This window comes from Pseudomonas sp. NMS19W, from assembly GCF_051554255.1.
GTDB lineage: Bacteria > Pseudomonadota > Gammaproteobacteria > Pseudomonadales > Pseudomonadaceae > Aquipseudomonas > Aquipseudomonas kribbensis.
Genome location: NZ_CP136718.1, coordinates 5471719 through 5491453 on the forward strand (window position 1 = coordinate 5471719; position 19735 = coordinate 5491453).

18 protein-coding genes and 1 pseudogene are annotated in these 19735 nt (G+C 61.9%); 13 read left to right on the plus strand and 6 right to left on the minus strand.

Going from position 1 to position 19735, the window contains the following annotated elements; translation table 11 throughout:
* Positions 1–10: 10 nt before the first annotated feature.
* Both R1A29_RS25080 and R1A29_RS25085 read left to right on the plus strand, forming a co-directional pair.
* Positions 11–430 carry a polyribonucleotide nucleotidyltransferase gene (locus R1A29_RS25080; RefSeq protein WP_114885714.1) on the plus strand — a complete coding sequence of 140 codons (420 nt, stop codon included), beginning with the start codon at positions 11–13 and terminating at the stop codon, positions 428–430.
* A 15-nt stretch (positions 431–445) separates the two neighbouring features.
* A complete protein-coding gene (locus tag R1A29_RS25085; protein WP_438299866.1) occupies positions 446–1354 on the plus strand; it encodes a cation diffusion facilitator family transporter in 909 nt (302 codons plus the stop codon).
* A gap of 27 nt (positions 1355–1381) precedes the next feature.
* On the opposite strand, the gene R1A29_RS25090 is transcribed toward R1A29_RS25085, so the two are convergent.
* Positions 1382–2416 (minus strand): DUF6515 family protein, encoded by a 1035-nt coding sequence (locus tag R1A29_RS25090; RefSeq protein WP_438299867.1) that lies wholly within the window; start codon positions 2414–2416, stop codon positions 1382–1384.
* 455 nt (positions 2417–2871) lie between these two features.
* Between R1A29_RS25090 and R1A29_RS25095 the strand changes: the two genes are divergently transcribed.
* Both R1A29_RS25095 and R1A29_RS25100 read left to right on the plus strand, forming a co-directional pair.
* Positions 2872–3351, plus strand: coding sequence for an Lrp/AsnC family transcriptional regulator (locus tag R1A29_RS25095; RefSeq protein ID WP_007909658.1), 480 nt, complete (start codon positions 2872–2874; stop codon positions 3349–3351).
* Between the two features lie 104 nt (positions 3352–3455).
* Entirely contained in the window at positions 3456–3665 is a 210-nt protein-coding gene (locus R1A29_RS25100) for a DUF2788 domain-containing protein (RefSeq protein ID WP_003228500.1), read from the plus strand.
* Here R1A29_RS25100 and R1A29_RS25105 read toward each other — a convergent pair.
* The 4 genes from R1A29_RS25105 to R1A29_RS25120 form a co-directional block, all read right to left on the minus strand.
* Positions 3660–4295, minus strand: a complete 636-nt coding sequence (locus tag R1A29_RS25105; RefSeq protein ID WP_438299869.1) for a pseudouridine synthase — start codon at positions 4293–4295, stop codon at positions 3660–3662. The genes R1A29_RS25100 and R1A29_RS25105 overlap by 6 nt on opposite strands.
* A gap of 72 nt (positions 4296–4367) precedes the next feature.
* The gene (gene amn / locus R1A29_RS25110) at positions 4368–5867 is read right to left on the minus strand and encodes an AMP nucleosidase (protein WP_162130486.1); all 1500 of its coding nucleotides are present in this window, start codon (positions 5865–5867) and stop codon (positions 4368–4370) included.
* A 105-nt stretch (positions 5868–5972) separates the two neighbouring features.
* A complete protein-coding gene (locus R1A29_RS25115) occupies positions 5973–7622 on the minus strand; it encodes an acyl-CoA dehydrogenase family protein (RefSeq protein WP_438299870.1) in 1650 nt (549 codons plus the stop codon).
* 95 nt (positions 7623–7717) lie between these two features.
* Complete coding sequence (locus R1A29_RS25120; RefSeq protein ID WP_438299871.1) at positions 7718–10066, minus strand: 7TM diverse intracellular signaling domain-containing protein; 2349 nt, start codon at positions 10064–10066, stop codon at positions 7718–7720.
* A 304-nt stretch (positions 10067–10370) separates the two neighbouring features.
* On the opposite strand from R1A29_RS25120, the pseudogene R1A29_RS25125 reads away from it, so the two are divergent.
* The 4 genes and pseudogenes from R1A29_RS25125 to R1A29_RS25140 all read left to right on the plus strand — a co-directional run bounded on the left by R1A29_RS25125 (position 10371) and on the right by R1A29_RS25140 (position 13883).
* Positions 10371–11167: pseudogene (locus tag R1A29_RS25125) on the plus strand (hydroxymethylpyrimidine/phosphomethylpyrimidine kinase).
* Between the two features lie 18 nt (positions 11168–11185).
* Complete coding sequence (gene thiE, locus R1A29_RS25130; RefSeq protein ID WP_085712268.1) at positions 11186–11809, plus strand: thiamine phosphate synthase; 624 nt, start codon at positions 11186–11188, stop codon at positions 11807–11809.
* 10 nt (positions 11810–11819) lie between these two features.
* Positions 11820–13103, plus strand: a complete 1284-nt coding sequence (hemL, locus tag R1A29_RS25135; protein ID WP_085712269.1) for a glutamate-1-semialdehyde 2,1-aminomutase — start codon at positions 11820–11822, stop codon at positions 13101–13103.
* A 225-nt stretch (positions 13104–13328) separates the two neighbouring features.
* A complete protein-coding gene (locus tag R1A29_RS25140) occupies positions 13329–13883 on the plus strand; it encodes a tetratricopeptide repeat protein (RefSeq protein WP_003228518.1) in 555 nt (184 codons plus the stop codon).
* Between the two features lie 30 nt (positions 13884–13913).
* On the opposite strand, the gene R1A29_RS25145 is transcribed toward R1A29_RS25140, so the two are convergent.
* A complete protein-coding gene (locus R1A29_RS25145; protein WP_007958692.1) occupies positions 13914–14243 on the minus strand; it encodes a DUF1820 family protein in 330 nt (109 codons plus the stop codon).
* A gap of 134 nt (positions 14244–14377) precedes the next feature.
* Between R1A29_RS25145 and miaB the strand changes: the two genes are divergently transcribed.
* The 5 genes from miaB (at position 14378) to lnt (ending at position 19704) form a co-directional block, all read left to right on the plus strand.
* Positions 14378–15706 (plus strand): tRNA (N6-isopentenyl adenosine(37)-C2)-methylthiotransferase MiaB, encoded by a 1329-nt coding sequence (gene miaB, locus R1A29_RS25150; RefSeq protein ID WP_438299872.1) that lies wholly within the window; start codon positions 14378–14380, stop codon positions 15704–15706.
* A 123-nt stretch (positions 15707–15829) separates the two neighbouring features.
* Positions 15830–16834, plus strand: coding sequence for a PhoH family protein (locus R1A29_RS25155; protein WP_011336084.1), 1005 nt, complete (start codon positions 15830–15832; stop codon positions 16832–16834).
* Positions 16827–17321, plus strand: coding sequence for an rRNA maturation RNase YbeY (ybeY, locus tag R1A29_RS25160; protein WP_085712270.1), 495 nt, complete (start codon positions 16827–16829; stop codon positions 17319–17321). Before R1A29_RS25155 ends, ybeY begins: the two co-directional genes overlap by 8 nt.
* Positions 17322–17326: 5 nt before the next feature.
* Positions 17327–18166 carry an HlyC/CorC family transporter gene (locus R1A29_RS25165; protein ID WP_007909641.1) on the plus strand — a complete coding sequence of 280 codons (840 nt, stop codon included), beginning with the start codon at positions 17327–17329 and terminating at the stop codon, positions 18164–18166.
* 14 nt (positions 18167–18180) lie between these two features.
* Positions 18181–19704 carry an apolipoprotein N-acyltransferase gene (lnt, locus tag R1A29_RS25170; RefSeq protein WP_438299873.1) on the plus strand — a complete coding sequence of 508 codons (1524 nt, stop codon included), beginning with the start codon at positions 18181–18183 and terminating at the stop codon, positions 19702–19704.
* Positions 19705–19735: the final 31 nt, after the last annotated feature.

A 19735-nucleotide genomic window follows, 5' to 3' on the forward strand; every position in this document is an offset into this window, starting at 1 on the left:
GGAGATTCCCATGCGCTTACCTTTTCGCCTGATCGGCGGTGTACTGGTTGCCACGCTGCTCACTCAGATCACCGCGTGCGGTTCGATTTTCTATCCCGACCGGCGCGGCCAGATCGACGGCAAGATCGACCCGGCGATTGCCGTGCTCGATGCCGTGGGCCTGCTGTTCTATATCCTTCCCGGCGTAATCGCGTTTGCCGTGGACTTCACCACCGGCGCGATCTATTTCGAACCGGGCCGCACGGCGCAGGTCGATCCGGCCAAGCTCAAGCAAGCCGTCGGCCCGGACGGTCAGGTCGATAACCTCAAGTTGCAGGCTATTCTCGAAACAGAACTGGGCCGCAACCTGCCGCTGGACGACCCGCGCCTGATCCAGCACAAGGGCAGCACCCAGCAACTGGCGATGTTCGGCCTGCAACCTGCCGCATAAGGAATCAACGCACCCATGACCTCCAGCCCCGAACACGCCCGCCTGCTGCGGCTGGCGACCCGCGCCTCGGTGGCGGTGGCCTGTACGCTGATCATCGCCAAAGCCATCGCCTGGTGGCTGAGCGGTTCGGTGAGCATGCTCGCCGGCCTCACCGACTCGGCCCTCGATGGCGTCACTTCGTTACTCAATCTGCTGGCGGTGCACTACGCGCTGCGCCCGGCGGATGACGATCACCGATATGGCCACGGCAAGGCCGAATCCCTGGCGGGCATGGCGCAGGCGCTGTTCATTGGCGGCAGTGCGGTGCTGATTGCGTTCCAGGCTTATGAGCGCATCCAGCAACCGGAACCGCTCGGCGCGCCCTGGATCAGCATCGGCGTCATCGTGTTTTCGCTGGTGCTGACGGCGGCGCTGTTGATGTTGCAGCATCGGGTGATCAAGCAGACCGGCTCCAACGCCGTGCGCGCGGACTCGCTGCATTACCGTTCGGACATGTTGCTCAATGGCAGCATCCTGATCGCCCTGATCCTGGCGGGTCTGGGCTTTCATCAACTGGATGCGTGGTTCGGTCTGGGGATTGCCGTGTACATCCTCTGGAGCGCCATCCAGATCGCCCGGGAGAGTTTTTCCGTGTTGATGGATGAAGAGCTGCCGGTGGATGTCAGTCAGCACATGCTCGAACTGGCCTGCGGTGTGCCGGGCGTTTTGGGCGCGCATGATCTGCGCACGCGAATTTCCGGCAATCACTGGTTCGTACAGTTGCACCTGGAATTGCCGGGGGAGCTGACGCTGTCAGTCGCTCACGGCATCAGCGATAAGGCCGCCGATGCGATCCACGCTGCCTATCCGCGGGCCGAAGTGCTGGTGCACGCCGACCCGATAAAAGCAGCTACAAGCAACGAGCGGCAAGCTTCAAGCTTGTAGCTCGAAACTTGCAGCTAATCACTGCTCTCATTGGACCTGATAACCGCGACTGCTCAGGCAATTGCCCTGGGCCTGGCGGTAGGCCTGCACCACTTCGGGTGCGGGCTGGTAGGTCGCGGTACGCGGATCGAAACCGCTTTGCTGCACCGCGTATTGGTAGCACTGGTAGCCGTCCTGCTGGACCTGCTCCGGCGACTGGCCGTTGGCGGGATAGGCTTCCACGTCATAACCGTTGTTGGTCGGTTGCGGCGGTTGCTGCACCGGCGGCTCGACCACCACGTAATCCTGGGTCGCTTCCTGATAGGCGTAATACGAGCCTGCCGCCAGGAACAACAGCGAACCGCCGATCCACACTTCGCGGGCGTAATCCGGCAGGTACTGGATACGGATCCCCCGTGGCGGCTGAACCACGACATATCGCGGACCTTGCGGGCGATACCAGTAGCCGCCGGAGAAGAAATAATCCTGGCCACGATACGGCACGCGGAAGTCACGATCCGGGAAGCGGTCGATCACATGGCCCGGCCGGTATTGCGGGCCGGGGCCCCAACCGTTGCCATGCCCGTCCGGACGTCCCGGCCAGCGATGGTCATCGGGCCGGTTGCCGGTCTGCCAGTTCTGGTGGTAGCCATTCTGCGGGCGCTCGTCGCGGTAGTAGCCCTGACGCGGTTCCTGGGTCTGACGCACGGTGTCGGGGCGCGGCTGGATCGGCAGATTGTTGACCGGTGGTGGCGGCGGCTGATGAACCGGCGCAGGTTGAACAGGTGGGCGATTCTGGTTCTGCCACTGCCCATTGTTGTGCTGCTGACCGTTGTGCTCGAACTGGCGGCTGTTGTCGCCGCGAATGATCTCGTTGTTCTGCGGCCGCGGCTGATTCTGCTGCGGCCGGTTTTGTGGACGTGGCTGGTTGTTGCCTTCACGGCCTTCGTTGTGCCCCTGATGCTCCCGCTCGCGTCCGCCGCCCTCGGGGCCACGATTCTGCGGCTCATCGGCCAGCACCTGCGCACAGACACTTACACACAGCAAACCTACACTGGCCAGACGCCAGATACGCGACTTCATGAAATTCCTCACTGCGGGCCGGACCCTGTAATTAAGTAGGGCTTGTAGCTAAGACCGGGAATGGGCACACCGGGTTCTGCAACAGGTTATCAGTCACGCCATTTATTTATTGAGCGAACGAGGTCAAATCGCGGGCAAGAAAAAAGGAGACCCGTCGGCCTCCCTTCTAGAGAACTTCGTCCTGGCTCGACGCTTTTGACGTCGGCTCACCTCACGCCGTCTTCTGGACAGTGTGCAGCTCGGGGGCCGGCACGTCCCCGGTGGGGGCGGCGGCCGCGGCGGGCCTGATTGGGCGGGCCGCAGTGGACTGTGTTACCGAGCAGTGATTCTGGTGATAAGGATAGGCCCGAGGCCGCGACAGATGATTGCGAAGATTGCTCAATTAAACACCACTTGCGCAATTTTTAACCCTGGATAGATAATCCGCCGCAATAGTTAGAACCAAGGACCGTTTGATGAGCAAACTCGACCGTTACGACCTGAGCATTTTGGCGGAATTGCAGCGCGACGCCCGCATCTCCAACCAGGAACTGGCCGAGCGCATCGGTCTGTCGCCCTCCCCGTGCTCGCGCCGGGTCAAGCAACTGGAGGACGACGGCTACATCTCGCGCCAGGTGGCCCTGCTGGATCGCAAGATGCTCGGCCTGAGCCTGACCGCCTACGTGCTGATCGGCATGGACCGTCACACGCCGGAGCGTTTCGAGAACTTCGAAGCGGCGATCCGCACCTTGCCGCAGGTGCTTGAATGCAGCCTGGTGACCGGGGTCGATGCCGACTATCAACTGAAGGTCGTGGTGCCGGACATGGACCATTATCAGAAGCTGCTGCTGGGGCACCTGACGCGGATTGAAGGCGTGACCAGCGTGCGCTCGAGTTTTGTGTTGAATCAGGTGCTCAACAGCACTGAATTGCCGCTGACTCATCTGCGCAGCTGATCGACGAATGACTGCGGCACACCGACGCAGGTCAATGCTGCGTCGTTCGCCGCTGGCGTATACTCCCGGCCGCCCTTTCAGCCGCACAGCGCCGGAGATGCCCGATGGATCCAGCAGTATTTGAAGAGTGGATGATGACCGGTCTGGTCAGCATTCTGATCATTTTCATGGGTTTCATCGTCTGGGATCTGGCGAAGAAGTCCAAGGCCGGGCGCTTTGGCTCGTTCATTCTGTTCTTCGTGCTGGGCCTGGGCGTGGCCGCGTTCATCATCAAGAGCGTGGTGATCGGCCTGATCGAATCCGGCGCCTTATAAGCGCGCCGGCACTTCTTTCCACTGGCCCTGATCGAGCCCTTCGATCGTCCAGTCACCAATCCTGACCCGCACCAGCCGCAACGTCGGCAACCCTACCGCCGCCGTCATCCGCCGCACCTGGCGGTTGCGCCCTTCCCGAATCACCAGTTCCAGCCAGGTTGTCGGAATGGTTGCGCGAAAGCGTACCGGCGGATTGCGCGGCCACAGCTGAGGCTCATCCAGTTGTCGCGCTTCGGCGGGCAAGGTCATGCCGTCATTCAATTCGACACCGTCACGCAGGCGCTGCAACTGCTCGGCCGTCGGCACGCCTTCGACCTGCACCCAATAGGTTTTCGCCAGTTTGTGCTTGGGGTCGGCGATCCGCGCCTGCAACTGGCCATCGTTGGTCAACAGCAGTAAACCTTCGCTGTCACGATCCAGCCGCCCGGCCGGGTAGATGCCCGGAACGTCGATGTAATCCTTGAGCGTCGCCCGCCCTTCGCCGTCGCTGAATTGCGTCAGCACATCGAACGGTTTGTTGAACAGGATCAGCTTCGGCTCGGCCGGCGGTGCCTTGGCGACACGGCGCGGGGCTGAAGAAACTGGCTTCGCGCCGGGACGGCGGGAAGGTGGACGTTGGGGACGGGACATGGCGAAAAGAACATCTAACGGTCGGGGCTGACAATGCTAGTGCCCCGACCGCCAAATGACCACGACAAACCGTTAGCGGAACGGCGGTTCGTCGAAGCTGCGCAGTTTGCGCGAATGCAGCGAGTTGAGTTCGGTGCGCAGCAGGTCCACCGCTTCGATGCCGATCTTCAAGTGCTGGCTGACCGCGCGCTCGTAGAACGCGTTGGCCGAACCCGGCAGCTTGATTTCACTGTGCAGCGGTTTGTCCGAAACACACAGCAACGTGCCATACGGCACCCGCAGGCGATAACCCTGGGCGGCGATGGTGCCGCTTTCCATGTCCACCGCCACGGCGCGGGACAGGTTGATCAGCGGTCGCTCCTGGGCCCAGCGCAATTCCCAGTTGCGGTCGTCGTAGGTCAGCACGGTGCCGGTGCGCAGGCGCTTCTTCAGCTCTTCGCCCTTCTCGCCGGTGATGTTGGCCGCCGCTTGCTGCAGCGCCAGTTGTACTTCGGCCAGAGCCGGGATCGGAATGTTCGGCGGCACCACCCGGTCGAGAATCCCGTCGCGACGCATATAAGCGTGGGCCAGCACGTAGTCGCCGATGGTCTGCGACTGACGCAGGCCGCCGCAGTGACCGATCATCAGCCAGCAATGCGGACGCAGCACCGCGAGGTGATCGGTGATGTTCTTGGCGTTGGACGGGCCGACGCCGATGTTCACCAGGGTCACGCCGTGGCCATCGCTGGCGATCAGGTGATAGGCCGGCATCTGGTAGCGGTGCCAGACCACACCGGCCGCAATCGCCGAGGCTTCGCCGTGGTCCATGCCCTTTTCGATGATCACGTTGCCCGGCAACACCATGCGCACGAAGCGCGGGTCGCGGCGCAGTTGCTCGAGGCCATGGACGATGAACTGGTCGACATAACGATGGTAGTTGGTCAGCAAAATCCACGGCTGCACATGGCGCCAGTCGCTGCCGGTGTAATGCACCAGACGACGCAGCGAGAAGTCGACGCGGGCCGCATCGAACAGTGCCAACGGCAACGGATCGGTGTTTTCCCAGTCGTAGAGACCATCGGCGATGCCATCGGTGGCGGCGGACAGGTCGGTGCTCGGGAACACTCGCGCCAGCACGGCGGCGGTGACACCGGAGCCGGCCAGTTCATCACCCTGCTCGACCACGTACGGGTACGGAATGTTCTGCTCGCTGACCCCGACTTCGACGGTCACGGTGAAGTCGTGCATCAGCGGCGTGAGCTGCTCCAGCAGGTATTTGCGAAACGCTGCCGGGTGGGTGACGGTCACGCTGTAGGTACCCGGCAACTGCACCTTGGCGTAAGCGCGGGTGGTCTGCGGGACTTCGCCCTGGCAGTGGTAGGTCAGACGCAGTTCGGGATAACGGAACAGGGCACGTTGCTCGGCGTCGGGCTCGACGCGATCCTTGAGATAACGCTTGAGCGCCGAGTTCAGCGCCGTGGTGGCCCGCTCATGCAGCTCGGCCAGACGATCCACGGCTTGTTCGGCGGTTTGAACGACAATAAACGCTTCGGTCACGATCAGCTTCCTGTGTTCTGACTTGCAGAGCTTCATCTTGCCTGCATCGTGGCTTCACGGAAACAGTGGCATGTTGGCTGTTCAGCAATCCGTCAGCGGCGGGAGCCTGGCTGGCGGCTCCCACAGTCGATTCGCATGAAGTCAGAAACCTTGCGGCGTCGAGCGGGCAACGATGGCTTCGACATCCAGCCCGCGCGGCAACGCGCCGTAGACCCGACCGCCCCCGCTCAGGCGACTGGCAATAAACGCATCGCTGACCGTCGAATTCCCGGCCTCCAGCAACAGCTTCGCTTGCAACCCCAGAGCAATGTCCTCGGTCAATTGCCGCGCCCGATATTGAATGTCGCTGGTGTCCTTGAACGAGGCCTGCAATTGCTGGATATGCGCCGCAAGACGTTTGTCGCCATGGCCGTCGCCCAGTTCGTTGAAAAGTACGTCGAGCACGCCCGGCTCCTTCGACAGTGCGCGCAATACATCCAGGCATTGCACGTTGCCGGAGCCTTCCCACGTCGAGTTCACCGGTGCTTCGCGGTACAGCCGCGGCAAGATGCTGTCTTCGACATACCCCGCGCCGCCCATGCATTCGGCCGCTTCGTTGATCATCCCCGGCGCGCGTTTGCAGATCCAGTACTTGCCCACCGCCGTCACCAGCCGGGCGAACTTCGCTTCATGGCGATCATTCAGATGATCCAGCGCCTTGCCCATGCGCAGGCTCAACGCCAGCGCGGCTTCGCTTTCCAGCGCCAGATCGGCCAGCACGTTCTGCATCAGCGGTTGTTCGCTGAGCAGTTTGCCGCCGACCTTGCGGTGGGCGCAGTGATGGCTGGCCTGGGTCAGCGCCTGACGCATCAGCGAGCTGGAACCGACCATGCAATCGAAACGGGTCATCGCCACCATCTCGATGATGGTCGGCACACCGCGCCCTTCCTCACCGACCATCCACGCCAGCGCGCCACGGAACTCCACTTCGCTGGACGCGTTGGACTGGTTGCCGAGTTTGTTTTTCAGACGCTGGATGTAGAACTGATTGCGCGTGTCGTCCGGGCGATGGCGCGGCAGCAGGAAACAGGTCAGGCCCTTGTCGGTCTGTGCCAGCGTGAGGAACGCATCGCACATCGGCGCCGAGCAGAACCACTTGTGGCCTACCAGCTCATAAGCCTGGCCCGGACCGCTGGCGCCGACCGGATAAGCCTTGGTGGTGTTGGCTCGCACGTCGGTGCCGCCCTGTTTCTCGGTCATCGCCATGCCAATGGTGACGCCAGCCTTGTGGGCCATGCCGACATTGCGCGGGTCGTATTCGGTGGCGAGGATTTTCGGCAACCACTGTTCGGCCAGATCCGGCTGCAAGCGCATCGCGGGGACACTGGCGAAAGTCATGGTCAATGGGCAACCGCTGCCGGCCTCGGCCTGGCTGTGCAGATAGCTCATGGAGGCCCGGGCAACATGGGCGCCGTCCTGTGGATGAGCCCAGGGCAACGACGTCAGGCCATGCTCGATGGCCGTGCGCATCAGCTCGTGATACGCCGGGTGAAACTCCACCAGATCGATGCGATGACCGTAGCGGTCATGGCTGGCGAACACCGGTTTGTTCTGGTTGGCGAGGAACCCGGCCTCCATCAGCGGCCCGCCGGCCAATGCGCCGTAGGCATCGATCCGCGATTCGGCCCAGCCGGCGCCGAACCGCCGCGACCACTCCTGCAGCGGCAGGTCGATGCGGTACAGGTTAGTGCCGTCCAGCGACGGTGGCTGGTTGGTCACTTCGTGGGTTTCGGCGAACTGATGCAGGTTCATGACGGGGCTCCTTGATCGGCCAGAGCTTCAGTTAAGCACCGCCCCCTGACCGATCAAAGTGTCATATCGGCCTAAATGCCGGCGCTTTCACCCTGTCAGCAACTCAATACCCGACGCTGCATCGCGACCTGCAAGTCTTCGAATTTCACCGGTTTGCTCAGGTAATCGATCGAGCCGGCGGAGGCGCAATGCTCTCGATCCGCCCCTAGCGCGATCACGAACACCGGCAGGTTGGCACAGCCCGGCAGGTCGTGGATCTGGCAGCACAGCGACGCACCATCGAGCGGCGGCAACTGGCAATCAATCAGCACCGCATCGAACGGTTCGCGCTGCAGGCATTCGATGGCTGCGACACCGTGGTCGGCGGTTCGCACGCGGAAACCAAGCTTGAGCAACATCCCGCGCATCACCAATTGATTGACGCTGTTGTCGTCCACCAGCAACACGGTGCAGTCCTGCGGTGCGCGTATGGCATCGCGAACAGGCGTCGGCGCGGCTTCGACGGCGGGCAATTCAAACTCGACGTCCAGCTGGAAACGGCTGCCGCGCCCCGGCTCGGAACGGTGCGTGAGTTTGCCGCCGAGCAATTCCACCAGTTGTCGGCAGATCGCCAGACCGACGCCCAGGCCGCCGTACTCACGGGTCATCGAACCGTCGAGCTGGAAGAAGCGCTGATACAGCGTGGCTTCGCCCAGATCGGTAAAGCCGATGCCGGTGTCGATCACCGCAAAGGACAGCGCCAAGCGATTGTCCGTCGACGGTTTGCCGGTAACCCGCAAAGCGAGACCGCCGACGCGGGTGAACTTGATCGCGTTATCCAGCAGGCATTCCAGGCATTGCGCGAGTTTGGCGCTGTCGCCATGCAGGCGGTCCGGCAGGGTCGGCAGCACGTCGACCTTGAAGTCCAGCGATTTGCTCGACGCATTGCCGTCGAACTGCACGCGCAGCGCCTCGACCACCGCGCGCAGGCTGAAACTGCCCGGCGTGGCCTTGAGCTTGCCGGCCTGCAATTCGGTCAGGGTCAGGATCCCGTTGACCATGCGCATCATGTCCCGGGCCGAACCGGCGGCGGTCTGCTGGTATTGCTCCAGCTCCGGATCGAGTTCGACGGTCTGCATCAGTTCCAGCGAACCGATCACACCGTTCATCGGTGTGCGCAGCTCGTGGGTCAGGGTCGCGAGGAACTCGTCCTTGAGCTTGTTGCTGTGGGCCAGTTGCTGGTTGAGCACTTCGAGTTTCTGGCCGGCATCGAACAAGGTCTGCGCCTGTTGTTCACGCATTGCATTAATGCGGTCGGCCAGCGCCAGCGACAGCAGCGCCACTTCGATGGCCGAGCCGATCTGGCTGGCGTACATGGTCAGGAACACGTTCGGCAGCAAGCCCAGGACCATCATCGTGTTGACGATCCCGCCGAGCAGAAACGCCGACCAGGCGATGATGAAGTAGCGGGCCACGCGCAGACCGCGCCACCAGGCGAGGATCCCGGCGGCGAAGATCACCACGGTAAAGGTCAGCGCCAGGGTTGTCGCCAGGCGCAAGGCCAGGGCGTAACTGGTCATCAGTGACAGACCGATCACCAGCGCACCGAACACGATCAGGGCGATCAACAGCCGGTCGAGCCAGCGGCTGTGGTTCTTGGTCTGCAGAAAGCTGCGGGCGAACTGGCTGCCGAACAGCCCCGCGCAACCAATGAAAAACGGCGTGGCGGCGTTGGCCCACCACGGGTTGTCCGGCCAGAAATACTCGACCGCCGCGCCATTCACTGACAGCTGGTATAGGCCGAACGACGCGATATAGAAGATGTAATAGAGGTAACTGGTGTCGCGCACGCTGAGGTAGATGAACAGGTTGTAGACCAGCATCCCCAACAGCACGCCATAAATCAGGCCCAATACGTACAGGCGCACCGGCTGGTCTTCGAGGTACGCGGTACTCGACCACAACGTCACCGGGGCCTGGATCGAGCCCTCACTGGACAGTCGCAAATAGACGGTCTGCTGCTGGTCAGGCTTGAACGTGAGGTTGAACAGGTAGTTGTTCTGCCGGATCTCGCGACTGGCGAACGGCAACGCGTCCCCGGTCTGGCGCACCAGCCGATAGTCGCCGGCGGCATCGGGCAGATACAGGTCGAGGTGATCGAGCGGCGGATAGGCCAGCTCCAGCAGCCAGGTACGCTGCGCCGCCGGATTGCTCGGACGGTAATGCAGATCGATCTTCAGCCAGAACGCCGAGCGCGAGTAACCGGCATTGAGCGTGGCTTTATCGTGTTTTTTGAATTGTCCGGCAGCGGCCTGCGCGCGGACGTCGGCAATGCTCGCCTGACCGCTCGGGTCTTCGAACACTTGCAGGGATCGACCCAGGGGGAGGCTCTGGGTGAACTCATCGAACTCGACGGCGTTTGCCAGGAGGGGCAAACAGAACAGCAACATCAACAAATAGCGCATTGAAGCCCCAGCGTGGCTTGTCCGGTTGTGTCAGGAAGCCCCCCATTCCCTTTGAGATGACGTAAAACCGGTATTACCTGTTATTGGTTTGGATCCACTCTAGCATAGCCGTTGATGGCCATTGAGCACCATGGAAATTTTTCTGACAAAGGCTCTAGAACGGGCGTTTCAGAGCAAAACACCGAGCTAGAGCTGTTGGCTTGGTCAGATTGTTACAACCCTTGCGGATCCGGTTATCGAGGTTATCGGCCAAGCGCTGCGCCACAACACCCGAAAAACAGGTTTGGTGGTAAGCTCGCGCACCATGAATATCTACAGCTCACGCCCCGTTGTCCTCTGTCTCTCCGGCCACGACCCCAGTGGTGGCGCCGGCTTGCAGGCAGATATCGAAGCCCTGCTCGCTCAGGGTTGCCATGCGGCTCCGGCCGTCACCGCCCTGACCGTGCAAGACACTGTCAACGTCACTGACTTTCGCGTCCTCGACCGTGAGTGGGTACTGGCCCAGGCCAATGCCGTGCTCAACGATTCCGAAGTCGCGGCAGTGAAACTGGGCATGCTCGGTTCCCTGGAAATGGTCGACACCGTTGTCGAACTGCTCCAGGCGCACCCGCACTTGCCGGTGGTCTGCGACCCGGTGCTGCGCGCCGGCGGTGGCGGACGCCTGGGCAAGGACGAGGTCGGCTACGCCATGCGCGAACGCCTGCTGCCGCTGTCGATCATCGCCACCCCCAACCTTCCCGAAGCCGGATCCTCGCCGAACTGCCAGAAGGCACCGCGGACGAGTGTGCTGAAAAACTGTTGCCGTTCATCAAGAACCTACTGATCACCGGCGGTCACGGCGACGAAACCGAAATCCACAATCGCCTGTACAGCCGTGACGGCCTGCGCGAAACCTTCAAGTGCCAGCGTCTGCCCGGCAGCTACCACGGTTCCGGCTGCACCCTGGCCAGCACCCTTGCCGGTCGACTGGCACAGGGCGAAAACCTGGCCAGCGCCGTGCGTACCGCGCTGGATTACACCTGGCGTACCCTGCGCGATGCCGAACAACTGGGCAAAGGCCAGTTCGTGCCGCGTCGCCTGCCGCTGGATTTCTGCTCGTAACGTCGTGAGGTCTGCCTGATGAAACTACGTGGCCTGTACGCCATTACCGACGGTCCATTGCTGGCCGGCAAGTTTCTGCCGTACGTGGAGGCGGCGCTGGAAGGCGGCGTCACTCTCCTGCAATACCGCGACAAGAGCAGCGACGAAGCCCGGCGCCTGCGTGAAGCCGAGGCCTTGCGCGATCTGTGCGAACGCTACAAGACCCAGTTGATCATCAACGACGACGCCGAACTGGCCGCACGCTTGAACGTCGGCGTGCACCTGGGCCAGACCGACGGCCCGCTGTCGCCGACCCGCGCCCTGCTCGGCTCGAAAGCGATCATCGGTTCGACCTGCCACGCGCAACTCGAACTGGCCGAACAGGCCGCCAAAGAAGGCGCGAGCTACGTCGCCTTCGGCCGTTTCTTCAATTCCAATACCAAACCCGGCGCGCCGAGTTGCAGCCTCGACCTGCTCGACGAGGCCAAACGCACTTTGCACCTGCCGATCTGCGCGATCGGCGGCATCACCCTCGACAACGCCGCGCCGCTGGTGGCCCACGGTGTCGATCTGCTGGCCGTGGTCCATGGCCTGTTCGGCGCCGACAGCACCGCCGAAGTGACCCGCCGCGCCCGCGCATTCAACGAATTACTAAAAGTCTGAGAGCCCGATCATGTCTCGTTCCGAAACCCTGTTTGCCAACGCCCAGAAACACATTCCCGGTGGCGTGAACTCGCCGGTTCGCGCGTTCAAGAGCGTCGGCGGCACGCCGCTGTTCTTCAAGCACGCCGAAGGCGCCTACGTCACCGACGAAGACAACAAGCGTTATGTGGATTACGTCGGTTCCTGGGGCCCGATGATCCTCGGCCACAGCCACCCGGACGTGCTGGACGCTGTGCGTAACCAGTTGCAACACGGCCTGTCCTACGGCGCGCCGACCGCGATGGAAACGGAGATGGCCGATCTGGTCTGCTCGCTGGTGCCGTCGATGGAAATGGTGCGCATGGTCAGCTCCGGCACCGAAGCGACCATGAGCGCGATCCGTCTGGCCCGTGGCTTCACCGGCCGCGACAGCATCATCAAGTTCGAAGGCTGCTACCACGGTCACTCCGACAGCCTGCTGGTCAAGGCCGGTTCCGGTGCACTGACCCAGGGCGTGCCAAGCTCGGCCGGCGTACCGGCTGCGTTCGCCAAACACACCCTGACCCTGCCGTTCAACGACATCGATGCGGTTGAAAAAATGCTCGCCGAAGTCGGCCAGGACGTCGCGTGCATCATCGTCGAGCCGGTGGCCGGCAACATGAACTGCGTGCCGCCGGCGCCGGGTTTCCTCGAAGGCCTGCGCAGCCTGTGCGACAAGCACGGCGTGGTGCTGATTTTCGACGAAGTGATGACCGGTTTCCGCGTCGCCCTCGGCGGCGCCCAGGCTTACTACGGCGTGACCCCGGATCTGACCACCTTCGGCAAGATCATCGGCGGCGGCATGCCGGTCGGCTGCTTCGGCGGCAAGCGTTCGATCATGGAGCGCATCGCACCGCTGGGCCCGGTCTATCAGGCGGGCACCTTGTCGGGCAACCCGCTGGCGATGGCCGCCGGCCTGACCACCCTGCGTCTGATCAGCCGTCCGGGTTTCCACGCCGAGCTGACCGACTACACCACTCGCCTGCTCGACGGCCTGCAACAACGCGCTGACGCAGCGGGCATTCCGTTCGTGACCACCCAGGCTGGCGGCATGTTCGGTCTGTACTTCAGCGGCGCCGACGACATTGTTACCTTTGAAGACGTGATGGCCAGTGATGCAGCGCTGTTCGGTCGCTTCTTCCACCTGATGCTCGAAGGTGGCGTGTACCTGGCACCGAGCGCATTCGAAGCCGGTTTCACCTCGATCGCCCACGGCGAAGCCGAACTGAAACTGACCCTCGACGCTGCCGAGCGCGCGTTCGCCAAACTGAAGTAATGGCTTGATCGCTGACGTTGGCCATTGCCAGCGTCAGCTTTCACCTACATTCCAGCGTTTTCTCCGACGCTTCTGCCAAAAATCTCCCGCAAACCGGGTGATATATTCCCCACACAGCAGAAAATCGAGTAAAGACTTTGTAAGGTGGCCCCTGCTTATTTCATAATGCGCGCTTATTGGATCCCTCGACGGGTCCGCGCGCCCTTCAGAGGTAAGTCGATTCCCATGAACCGCACCGGCCGCACCCTTGCCTTGGGCTGCCTGTTGCTCCTTCAGCCGCTGCTCGCACATGCACAAGCAGGCGGCAACTCGTTGTTGATCCCGGCGATGGGTCGCTGCACCCTCAATACTCAGCCGCAAGATGTCACGCAGGCCCTCGCCGCCTGCCAAAAGGCAGCGGATGAAGGGGATGCGCAAGCGCAATACGAGTTGGGTGAGTTCTACTACGACGGCAAGAATGCGCCGCGCGACCTCAATCAAGCCCTGAGCTATTTCGAAAAGGCCTCGCTGCAAGGCCACGCCCAGGCGCAATTCAAGCTCGGCACCATGTTCTTCCACGGTGAAGGCGTGCAGGCCAACAACATTCAGGCCTACATCGTGCTGAAGATGGCCGCGGTCAACGGCGCCGAAGACGCGCTCGACACCGCCGACGAAGTGTCTGAAAAGATGTCCCGCGAAGACCTGGAAACCGCAACCCAGGTGCTCGGGCAAATTTTCCGTAAATACCTGATGGAACTGCAGAGCGCCGACGGGCGTACGCCGTTCTCGCCCCTGCCGTAGTTCCTGTCGTAGCGCCTTTTCCCGCCCCGCTTATTTCTCGGGCATCGGTACCGGAAACGGCATCACATTGCCAACACCGCCACGGGCTTCGCTGATTTTCGGCGTGCCGAGGCGTTCCACTTCGTCGATGCGCACGATCGAATGCATCGGCACAAAGCTGCGCACCACGCCTTCGAACTGTGCCTTGAGCTTCTCTTCGCTCGGGTCGACGACCACCTGGGTGCGCTCGCCAAAGACGAACTCTTCCACTTCCAGGAAGCCCCACAGATCACTTTGATAGATCTGCTTGGCGTACATTTCGAACACCTGGCCCTGGTTGAGGAAAATCACCTTGTAGATTGGAGCTTCGCGTTTGGTCATGGCGGGCGGACAACACATCGGGGTAAAAATGAGGGCGCGAACTATAGCATAGCCACCGGACGCGCAACGGTAGGAACCTGGGGACATGTTCCCTATAATGCGCGGTTCTTTGAACCACGTGACGACCCTATTCCATGGCCAAGAAGCTTTACATCGAAACCCACGGTTGCCAGATGAACGAGTACGACAGCTCGCGCATGGTCGATCTGCTGGGCGAACACCAGGCCCTGGAAGTCACGGCGCGGGCAGAAGATGCCGACGTGATTCTGCTCAACACCTGTTCGATCCGCGAACGCGCCCAGGACCGGGTGTATTCCCAGCTCGGCCGCTGGCGCGAACTGAAACTGGCCAACCCGGAGATGGTCATCGCCGTCGGCGGTTGCGTGGCCAGCCAGGAAGGCGCGGCGATCCGTGATCGCGCCCCGTACGTTGACGTGGTGTTCGGCCCGCAGACCCTGCACCGCCTGCCGGAAATGATCGACGCCGCGCGCATCAGCAAGCTGCCGCAAGTGGACGTCTCGTTTCCGGAAATCGAAAAATTCGACCACCTGCCCGAGCCGCGCATCGACGGCCCGAGCGCCTACGTGTCGGTGATGGAAGGCTGCAGCAAGTACTGCACGTTCTGCGTGGTGCCTTACACCCGCGGCGAAGAGGTCAGCCGGCCGTTCGACGACGTGATCGCCGAGATCATTCACCTGGCTGAAAACGGCGTGCGCGAGGTGACCCTGCTGGGACAGAACGTCAACGGCTATCGCGGGCAGACCCATGACGGGCGCCTGGCAGATCTGGCGGAACTGATCCGCGTGGTCGCGGCAGTCGACGGCATCGACCGCATCCGCTACACCACGTCGCATCCGCTGGAATTCTCCGACAGCCTGATCCAGGCCCACGCCGAAGTGCCGGAACTGGTGAAGCACCTGCACTTGCCGGTGCAGTCGGGTTCGGACCGGATCCTGGCGGCGATGAAACGCAACCACACGGCGCTGGAGTACAAATCCAAACTGCGCAAACTGCGCGCTGCCGTACCGGGCATCTGCATCAGCTCGGACTTCATCGTCGGCTTCCCGGGGGAAACCGAGAAAGACTTCGAACAGACCATGAAGCTGATTGCCGACGTCGGTTTCGACTTTTCCTACTCGTTCGTCTACAGCCAGCGTCCGGGCACCCCGGCGGCCGATCTGGCCGACGACACCCCGGAAGAACTGAAGAAAGAACGCCTGAACGCCTTGCAGCATCGTCTGAACCAGCAAGGCTTCGAGATCAGCCGACAAATGGTCGGTTCGATCCAGCGGATTCTGGTGACCGACTATTCGAAGAAAGACCCGGGCGAGCTGCAAGGGCGCACCGAGAATAATCGTATCGTCAACTTCCGCTGTGATAATCCGACCCTGATCGGCCAGTTCGCCGACGTGCACATCGATGCGGCACAACCGCACTCACTGCGCGGCTCGCTGATCCAGTAACACCGCAAGGAGACCGCGCCAGAGGGCTGAATCGGTGCCAGGCTTTTTAAGAGCTTTCGCACCCACGCCACTGGCGTTATCCTTGATTTCATCCTAATTGCCCCAGGGCGGCTAAATACGACCTTGAACGCACCCATAGAACCTCATCGTTTCATCCTCGAGCCTTTTGAGGCTCGCCGCTTCGCCAATCTGTGCGGGCAGTTCGACGAACACCTGCGCCTGATCGAACAGCGCCTGGCCATCGAGATCCGCAACCGCGGCAATCAGTTCGAGCTGATCGGCGAACCCAAGCACACCACTTCCGCGGAAAACCTGATTCGCCGCCTGTACCGGGAAACCAAGGGTTCAGAGCTATCGCCGGATACGGTTCACCTGTTTCTCCAGGAATCGGCCGTCGAGCAACTGGACAACCACGCCCCTGCCGAAGCCTCCGTCGCCCTGCGCACCAAGAAAGGCATGATTCGCCCGCGCGGCTTGAATCAGCTGCGTTATGTGAAGGAAATCCTCGGCAACGACATTAACTTCGGCATCGGCCCGGCCGGTACCGGCAAGACCTATCTGGCCGTGGCCTGCGCCGTTGATGCCCTGGAACGCGAGCAGATCCGCCGCATCCTGCTGGTGCGTCCGGCGGTCGAAGCGGGTGAAAAACTCGGCTTCCTGCCCGGCGACCTGTCGCAGAAGATCGACCCGTACCTGCGCCCGCTCTACGACGCCCTCTATGAAATGCTCGGCTTCGAATACGTGGCCAAGCTGATCGAACGTCAGGTGATCGAAGTCGCACCGCTGGCCTACATGCGCGGTCGTACGCTGAACAACAGTTTCATCATTCTCGACGAAAGCCAGAACACCACCGTCGAGCAGATGAAGATGTTCCTGACCCGGATCGGTTTCGGCTCAACGGCCGTAATCACCGGCGATATCACGCAGGTCGACCTGCCGCGCGGCACCAAATCCGGACTTCATCACGTCATCGAAGTCCTGAAGGATGTGCCGGGTATCAGCTTCACTCACTTCCAGCCCAAAGACGTGGTGCGCCATCCATTGGTGCAACGCATCGTCGAAGCCTATGAGCGCTTCGAGACGCGCCTGGCCGATGAAGCGCCAAAGGACACTCGCCACGATGCTTGAGCTTGACCTGCAAATCGCGACCGAAGCGTCTGCGCCGACCGAAGCCGAATTCCGCCAGTGGTGCGAACTGGCCCTGCGTCAGCGCACCGCTGACTCGGAAATGACCATTCGTCTGGTCGATGAAGAAGAAGGCCGCGAACTGAATCACACCTGGCGCCACAAGGATTACGCGACCAACGTCCTGTCCTTTCCCGCCGAAGTGCCCGACGAGTTTCTCGACATCCCGCTGCTGGGCGATCTGGTGATCTGCGTGGCCGTGGTTGAGCGCGAAGCGGCCGAACAGGGCAAGGAACTAAAGGCCCACTGGGCACATCTGGTCATTCACGGCTGCTTGCATCTGCTTGGTTACGACCATATAGATGACGAGGAAGCCGAGGAAATGGAAGCACTGGAACGCGAGTTGCTTGCCGAATTGGGTTATCCCGATCCGTACGCGGACGACGAAACCGAAACATCCCCTATCGTTACAACAAAGGATTCAGAGTAATCGCTATGAGCGAAGATCGATCGAGCAACGGGCAGAAGTCCTGGCTGGGTAAACTGACCCAGGCTTTTGCCCACGAGCCGAAGAACCGTCAGGAGCTGCTGGAGCTGCTGCGCGATGCACATCAGAACAAACTGCTGGACAGCGAAGCGCTGGCCATCGTCGAAGGCGCCATCCAGGTGGCTGACCTGCAAGTACGCGACATCATGGTGCCGCGCTCGCAGATGATCAGCATCAAGGCGACCCAGACACCCCGCGAATTCCTCCCTGCCGTGGTCGACTCGGCCCACTCGCGCTATCCGGTCATCGGCGAAAGCCATGACGACGTGATGGGCGTGCTGCTGGCCAAGGATCTGCTGCCGCTGATCCTCAAGGAGAACGGCGACAGCTTCAACATCAAGGATCTGCTGCGCCCGGCCACGTTCGTGCCGGAGTCCAAGCGTCTGAACGTGTTGCTGCGTGAGTTCCGCGCCAACCACAACCACATGGCCATCGTCATCGACGAATACGGCGGCGTGGCGGGTCTGGTGACCATCGAAGACGTGCTCGAGCAAATCGTCGGCGACATCGAAGACGAGCACGACGTCGAAGAAGACAGCTATATCAAGCCGCTGCCCAGCGGTGATTTCCTGATCAAGGCCCTGACGCCGATCGAGAACTTCAACGAGTTCTTCGACAGCGAATTCTCCGACGACGAGTTCGATACCGTCGGCGGGCTGGTGATGAGCGCGTTCGGGCACTTGCCAAAACGCAACGAAATCACTGAAATCGGCGCTTATCGTTTCCGCATCCTGAACGCCGACAGCCGTCGGATTCATTTGCTGCGACTCACGCCAATCGCCCGGTAAATTTAAGGACTGAAATGCGCTGGACAACCCGCCCCGGCTGGCCCGGTAACCTGCTGGCCGTGGCGGCCGGTGCAATCACCACCTTCGCTCTCGCGCCGTTCGACCTCTGGCCGCTGGCCCTGCTGGCGGTCGGCCTGTTCTATGCCGGCCTGCGCGAGCTGAGCCCGCGCCAGGCACTGGGTCGTGGCTGGTGCTTCGGTTTCGGCCTGTTCGGCGCCGGTACCAGCTGGATCTACTACAGCATCCACCATTTCGGCGGCGCTTCGGTGCTGCTGGCCGGGTTCCTGATGCTGATTTTCACCGCGGCCATTGCCTGGTTCTTCGCCCTGCCCGCCTGGCTCTGGGCGCGCTGGCTACGTCGCAACGAGGCGCCGCTGGCCGATGCCCTGGCCTTTGCGGCGTTGTGGGTTGGTCAGGAAGCGTTTCGTGGCTGGTTCCTCACCGGTTTCCCGTGGCTGTATTCCGGTTACAGCCAGCTGGATGGCCCGCTGGCCGGGCTCGCGCCGGTGGGCGGCATGTGGCTGGTGTCGTTCGTCCTGGCGCTGACCGCTGCGCTGATCTACAACGCACCGCGCCTGTTGCAGACCGGTCGCAAAGGCTTTATCGCCGCCGGTCTGGTGCTGCTGATCGGGCCATGGGCGGCGGGCATTGCCTTGAAGGGCCATGCCTGGACCAACCCGTCCGGCGCACCGCTGACCGTTGCCGCCATCCAAGGCAACGTCGAGCAAAGCATGAAATGGGACCCGGCGCAGCTCAACGCGCAACTGGCGCTGTACCGTGACCTGAGTTTCCGCTCGAAACCGGTGGATTTGCTGATCTGGCCGGAAACCGCCGTCCCGGTGCTCAAGGAGTCCGCCGAGGGTTACCTGAACATGATGGGCACCTTCGCCGCCGAGCGTAAATCGGCGCTGATCACGGGTGTGCCGATCCGCCAGACGGTGCGTCACGAAAAACGCTTCTTCAACGGTATTACTGTGGTTGGCGAAGGCGACGGCACGTATCTGAAGCAGAAACTGGTGCCGTTCGGCGAGTACGTACCGTTGCAGGACCTGTTGCGCGGGCTGATCGCGTTCTTCGATCTGCCGATGTCCGACTTCGCTCGCGGTCCTGCCGATCAGCCGCTGTTGCAGGCCAAGGGTTATCAGATCGCACCGTTCATCTGCTACGAAGTGGTGTACCCGGAGTTCGCTGCAAGTCTTGCCGCACACAGCGATCTGCTGCTGACCATCAGCAACGACACCTGGTTCGGCACCTCCATCGGCCCGCTGCAACACCTGCAGATGGCGCAGATGCGCGCTCTTGAAGCCGGGCGCTGGATGATTCGTGCGACCAACAACGGCGTGACTGGCCTGATCAATCCGTTCGGGCAGATCACCGAACGCATTCCGCAGTTCGAACAAGGCGTGCTGTACGGCGAAGTGGTGCCGATGCACAACCTGACGCCGTATCTGCAGTGGCGCTCGTGGCCGTTGATCATCCTGTGCGTGGTGCTGTTTGGCTGGGCGCTGATGACCAACCGGATGTCCAAGACCCTCTGACCATTGAAGGGCTTCCGCGCCTTGCGCGAAA

Bases quoted from the DNA above. Each gene is read 5' to 3' on its own strand.
- R1A29_RS25080 (WP_114885714.1), top strand. From the start codon at position 11: ATGCGCTTACCTTTTCGCCTGATCGGCGGTGTACTGGTTGCCACGCTG.
- R1A29_RS25085 (WP_438299866.1), top strand. From the start codon at position 446: ATGACCTCCAGCCCCGAACACGCCCGCCTGCTGCGGCTGGCGACCCGC.
- R1A29_RS25090 (WP_438299867.1), bottom strand. From the start codon at position 2,416: ATGAAGTCGCGTATCTGGCGTCTGGCCAGTGTAGGTTTGCTGTGTGTA.
- R1A29_RS25095 (WP_007909658.1), top strand. From the start codon at position 2,872: ATGAGCAAACTCGACCGTTACGACCTGAGCATTTTGGCGGAATTGCAG.
- R1A29_RS25100 (WP_003228500.1), top strand. From the start codon at position 3,456: ATGGATCCAGCAGTATTTGAAGAGTGGATGATGACCGGTCTGGTCAGC.
- R1A29_RS25105 (WP_438299869.1), bottom strand. From the start codon at position 4,295: ATGTCCCGTCCCCAACGTCCACCTTCCCGCCGTCCCGGCGCGAAGCCA.
- amn (WP_162130486.1), bottom strand. From the start codon at position 5,867: ATGAAGCTCTGCAAGTCAGAACACAGGAAGCTGATCGTGACCGAAGCG.
- R1A29_RS25115 (WP_438299870.1), bottom strand. From the start codon at position 7,622: ATGAACCTGCATCAGTTCGCCGAAACCCACGAAGTGACCAACCAGCCA.
- R1A29_RS25120 (WP_438299871.1), bottom strand. From the start codon at position 10,066: ATGCGCTATTTGTTGATGTTGCTGTTCTGTTTGCCCCTCCTGGCAAAC.
- thiE (WP_085712268.1), top strand. From the start codon at position 11,186: ATGAAACTACGTGGCCTGTACGCCATTACCGACGGTCCATTGCTGGCC.
- hemL (WP_085712269.1), top strand. From the start codon at position 11,820: ATGTCTCGTTCCGAAACCCTGTTTGCCAACGCCCAGAAACACATTCCC.
- R1A29_RS25140 (WP_003228518.1), top strand. From the start codon at position 13,329: ATGAACCGCACCGGCCGCACCCTTGCCTTGGGCTGCCTGTTGCTCCTT.
- R1A29_RS25145 (WP_007958692.1), bottom strand. From the start codon at position 14,243: ATGACCAAACGCGAAGCTCCAATCTACAAGGTGATTTTCCTCAACCAG.
- miaB (WP_438299872.1), top strand. From the start codon at position 14,378: ATGGCCAAGAAGCTTTACATCGAAACCCACGGTTGCCAGATGAACGAG.
- ybeY (WP_085712270.1), top strand. From the start codon at position 16,827: ATGCTTGAGCTTGACCTGCAAATCGCGACCGAAGCGTCTGCGCCGACC.
- R1A29_RS25165 (WP_007909641.1), top strand. From the start codon at position 17,327: ATGAGCGAAGATCGATCGAGCAACGGGCAGAAGTCCTGGCTGGGTAAA.
- lnt (WP_438299873.1), top strand. From the start codon at position 18,181: ATGCGCTGGACAACCCGCCCCGGCTGGCCCGGTAACCTGCTGGCCGTG.